3 protein-coding genes are annotated in these 5,046 nt (G+C 55.6%); 2 read left to right on the forward strand and 1 reads right to left on the reverse strand.

Annotated features, from left to right (window positions below; genetic code table 11):
- Positions 1-228: 228 nt before the first annotated feature.
- On the reverse strand, positions 229-1,095 hold the full coding sequence (locus tag QNK41_RS22345) for a glycosyltransferase (protein WP_319261899.1): 867 nt from the start codon (positions 1,093-1,095) through the stop codon (positions 229-231).
- A 518-nt stretch (positions 1,096-1,613) separates the two neighbouring features.
- Here QNK41_RS22345 and QNK41_RS22350 point away from each other — a divergent pair.
- Complete coding sequence (locus tag QNK41_RS22350; RefSeq protein WP_319261902.1) at positions 1,614-2,597, forward strand: TAXI family TRAP transporter solute-binding subunit; 984 nt, start codon at positions 1,614-1,616, stop codon at positions 2,595-2,597.
- 175 nt (positions 2,598-2,772) lie between these two features.
- A partial coding sequence (locus QNK41_RS22355) for a TRAP transporter permease (RefSeq protein ID WP_319261905.1) occupies positions 2,773-5,046 on the forward strand: 2,274 nt, incomplete at its 3' end.

The raw sequence follows: 5,046 nt of genomic DNA on the forward strand, positions 1-5,046 counted from the left end.
TTTTGATTTGAAAATAAATCAAGGCGTTTGCACCTGTTTAAACATTTGGTTGCCAAACCATTTATCAGCGCAATCCTTGTTATGGCAAGGTGGGCCCATGGATTAAGCTGTTTTTTTAATTGACCCATAGATGTTCGCCTATCGTGACAGGATGCCGCCTCTGTTGCGAATGACAAGAAAAAAACTTGAAATGGAAATCGCCCGCGGTTGTTTCCTTTGAGCTTTGAGCTATTGTGCCCTTTCACCCTTCTGGTACCTTCCCGCAAGCTGCTCATACTGCTGCGCTTCCCCTACCCGACCCCGCTTGCGGCAACCCTGAGCGTAGATGGCGCACTTGGTCGTCAGCATGGTCCTGGCGGCCTCACCCTGGCCGGCGGAGAGGACATCGCTGTCCAGCAGGCGGGCAATGGATTGAATCCGGTATTTGTCCAGTTCGGGCATGCGTGACAGTTGGTCGTCGTGGCCCCCGCGTTTGACGATCAGGGGCCGGTCGATGAGATGGGTGGGGTGTTTCCAGGCGATGCGCAGCCACAGGTCGTAATCCTCGCAGGCAGGCAGGGCTTCGTCGAAGAGGCCTACTTCGTCCAGCAGGGATTTTCTCATCATTACCGCCGACGGGCTCACCAGGCACAGGGCCAGGCTTCTTTCGAAGATCATGCCCGCTTCCTTGCGATGACGTTTGCCCGGATTGACGCGAACCCCGTTTCGAATCCAGATCTCTTCGGTCTGGCAGACCCGCGCATCGGGGTTGGTTGAGAAAAACGCCACCTGGGCGGTCACTTTTCCCGGCAGCCAGGTATCGTCCGAGTCGAGCAGGGCGATCAATTGTCCGGTGGCCGCCCGGATACCGGCGTTTCTGGCTGCGCTGACCCCACGGTTGGCCTGCCGGATGACGGTGATGCGATCCTTGAACGTCGAAAGCAGGCCGCTGGTGTTGTCAGTGGAACCGTCATCGACGACAATCAGTTCGAGATCGGCATAATCCTGATCGAGCACCGATTCGACGGCTCGATCGATGATCCACCCGCGGTTGTAGGTGGGCAGGATCACGCTGACCCGGGGTTCTGCCGGCATGTCGGTGGGCTTTTGGGTCATCCGTCGTCGCCTCTGATAGTCTTTCTATACGGCTGGATCCGAGCAACCGGAATTGCGGTTGGGACCAATTTTTGAAAAGCGCACCCACCCCCGGAAATGGTAGGATTTATTTTCAAGGTTGATGAATTCTTCAAATTCAATTATAATCCCTCCATCTCTTGATCAGGTTACACCAGTTCGATTTTTCTTTACGAATACCGTTATAAGCGGAATTATTCAACGCATCTATATTTGTTAGAGCTTCATATTGTGCCTTAAAATGCAGGTGGTAGAGACTTTGCTCAGGTCTCGTCCAGCGACACGTGCGCCTTCTATTTGCTGAAGTGAATTTGCAGACCCACCCTAATAACCCATGCTGGCGGTGCCTACCGCTTCTCGTTACAGCGTTATAAGTTCTCGAATGGCATCGAGGACCTGCTTAATAACAGCCCTGCGGAGGAGGATAAAAACAAAAGCGTCAATACCTACCCAATTTTTAAAACCGGTCACTACTATTGACCCAATCAAAGGAGGTTCGGATGAAAAGATCATTACTCATTGTCACTGCACTGTTTTTTGGCCTGTCACTCATGGTTGGCTTCGGTCCTGCACCGGCACAGGCGGAAACTACGTTCGTCACCATCGGCACCGGTGGCGTAACCGGCGTGTACTATCCCACGGGCGGCGCAATTGCGCGTCTGGTCAACAAGGGCAGAAAAGAGCATGGCATCCGCGCCTCGGTGGAGAGCACCGGCGGTTCGGTGTATAACCTTAACGCCATCAGAAACGGCGAGCTGGACATGGGTGTGGCCCAATCCGACTGGCAGTACCACGCCTATCACGGCACCAGCAAGTTCAAGGACGCCGGTCCCAACAAGGACCTGCGGGCGGTTTTCTCCGTCCACCCTGAACCCTTTACGGTCGTGGCCCGCAAAGATTCCGGAGTCAAGGACTTCATGGATCTGAAGGGCAAACGCGTCAATATCGGCAACCCCGGATCGGGTCAGCGCGGCACGGTGGAAGTCCTCATGGGGGCCTTGGGCTGGACCAAGAAGGACTTCAAGCTGGCCTCCGAGCTGAAAGCGGCCGAGCAGTCCAGTGCCCTGTGCGACAATAAAATCGATGCCATGATCTACACCGTCGGTCATCCCAACGGATCGATCAAAGAGGCCACCACCTCCTGCGATGCCGTCATCGTCAGCGTGACCGGTCCGGTAGTCGAGAAACTGGTCGCCGAAAATGATTACTACCGCACAGCCGCCATCCCCGGCGGCATGTATCGCGGAACCGACACCGAGACCTTCACCTTTGGTGTGGGGGCGACTTTCGTCTCTTCTAGCAAGGTCGACGAAAAGGTGATCTACGAGATCGTCAAAGCGGTTTTTGATAATTTTAACGATTTCAAGAAGCTCCATCCGGCATTTGCCAATCTGAAAAAAGAAGAGATGATCAAAGACGGTCTTTCCGCACCCCTGCACGACGGTGCCGTCAAATACTACAAAGAGGTTGGCCTGTTGAAATAGCTCTATCCTGATTTGTGCGCAGCCCTTTTTCGGCTGCGCACACAGCTCTTTTTAAATATTTATTATGCAGCGAGGTGTTCTGCGCAGGTGCAGCGTTGGTTGCTCGTTCCTATCTTCAGGCAGAAAATCCCAGCAATAGCGAATACCCATTGCTCCACAAGGAGGAATCGTTACCATGGCCGAACCGAAAAGCAAAACGGCGTCATCTATCGATCCTAATGCATTGGTTGCAGAAACCGAGTCAGGCGCCCGCAATCCCACCGGCGTGATTCCCAAGAAAATCCTGTTCTATGTGCCCCTGCTATGGACGCTTTTCCAGTTGTGGTACGCTTCGCCCCTGCCGTTTCTCTTCAATATCTTTGTTCTCAATGATACCGAAGCCAGGGCCATTCACCTCGCCTTTGCTGTTTTTCTGTCCTATACCGCGTATCCCACATTCAAGTCCTCACCGCGAGACTACATACCGGTGCAGGATTGGGTGATCGCGCTGGTGGCCGCATTCTGCGCGTCTTATCTCTTCTGGTTTTACGCTGAACTGTCCGAGCGTCCGGGAAACCCGACACAATTGGATCTGGTGGTGGCCGCCGTTGGTCTGATCACGCTGCTGGAAGCCACCCGTCGCGCGCTGGGACCGCCATTGATGTTGGTGGCTGCCGTCTTTATCTTCTACACGTTTGCCGGGTCGCATATGCCTGATGTGATTGCCCACAAAGGTGCCAGCTTGGTCAAGGGGATGACCCACTACTGGCTGACCACAGAGGGCGTTTACGGTGTGGCCTTGGGCGTTTCCACGGGTATGGTATTCATGTTCGTGCTCTTCGGCGCCCTGCTGGAGTCGGCCGGTGCCGGCAACTACTTTATTCGCACCGCTTTTGCCGGGCTGGGCCATCTTCGCGGCGGGCCGGCCAAGGCAGCCGTGATCTCATCCGGTCTGACCGGGCTGGTTTCCGGATCGTCGATCGCCAACGTGGTCACCACGGGAACCTTTACCATCCCGCTGATGAAAAAAGTCGGTTTCTCCGCGGAAAAGGCCGGTGCGGTGGAGGTGGCCTGCTCCACCAACGGCCAGTTGATGCCGCCGGTCATGGGAGCCGCGGCCTTTCTGATGGTGGAGTACGTGGGCATCTCCTATGTGGAGGTTATCAAGCACGCCTTTCTGCCGGCCATCATTTCATATGTGGCGCTGGTGTACATTGTCCACCTGGAGGCCTGTAAAATGGGTCTCAAGGGCATGGAAAAGCCCGTGACCAAGACCTTTCAGCAGAAAATCCTCGCTTTTGTGATGACCTTTCTGTTCATGATCATCATGGGCGGCGTCACCTATTACGGGTTGGGCTGGATTAAGGTCGTTGCCGGCAAGGCCACGATCTACATTGTCTGCGTCCTTCTGCTGGTCGCCTACCTCCTGCTGCTCAAATTCGCCTGCCGGGTGCCGGAGCTGGACACCAGCAAAGAGATCCTAACGCTACCGGAATTGGGACCCACGGCCCAGGCCGGGTATTACTTTCTGCTGCCCATCGTGGTGCTGATGTGGTGCCTGGTGGTGGAGCGGCTGTCACCGGCACTATCGGCATACTGGGCCACCATGCTGCTGATCTTTATGGTGCTGACCCAGCGGCCCCTCAAAGGTGTCTTCCGTAAGATGACGGGGGATGAATTCGCCTTCAAGACGGGATTTAACGACATGATCACCGGGTTCGTCAACGGTGCCCGCAATATGATCGGCATCGGTGTGGCCACCGCGGCTGCCGGCATCGTCGTCGGCACGGTGACCCTGACCGGCATCGGGCTGGTCATGACCGAATTCGTCGAGTTTATCTCCGGCGGCAACCTGATACTGATCCTGCTCTTTACCGCCGTGATCAGCCTTATCCTGGGCATGGGGCTGCCCACCACGGCCAACTACATCGTCGTCTCCACCCTGATGGCGCCGGTGATTGTGGACTTGGGTGCCCAGAACGGCCTGATCGTACCACTGATTGCTGTGCACCTGTTTGTCTTCTATTTCGGCATCCTGGCCGATGACACGCCACCGGTGGGGTTGGCCGCTTTTGCGGCCGCGGGTATATCCGGGGGTGATCCGATCCGTACGGGCATCCAGGGATTTACCTACGATATCCGTACGGCCGTACTGCCCTTTATGTTTATTTTCAACACCCAGCTGCTGATGATCGGTGTGGCCAACTGGCTGCATCTGTTGATCGTCATTGTTGCCGCCGTTGCGGCCATGCTGGCATTTGCGGCGGCCACCCAGGGTTTTTTCCTGACCAAAAGCAGAATCTGGGAAACTGTCGCGCTGATTGTGGTCGCGTTCACGCTTTTTCGCCCGGGCTTCTGGTGGGACATGGCCTATCCGCCACTGATTGAGGAAACGCCCGCCAAACTGGAAGAGATGGTGGCGAGCATGGATCCCGGCTCCCGGGTGAGGATTGCCGTAAAGGGGGAAAAA

The sequence above is a fragment of the Desulfosarcina sp. genome (genome assembly GCF_033791525.1).
Classification (GTDB): domain Bacteria; phylum Desulfobacterota; class Desulfobacteria; order Desulfobacterales; family Desulfosarcinaceae; genus Desulfosarcina.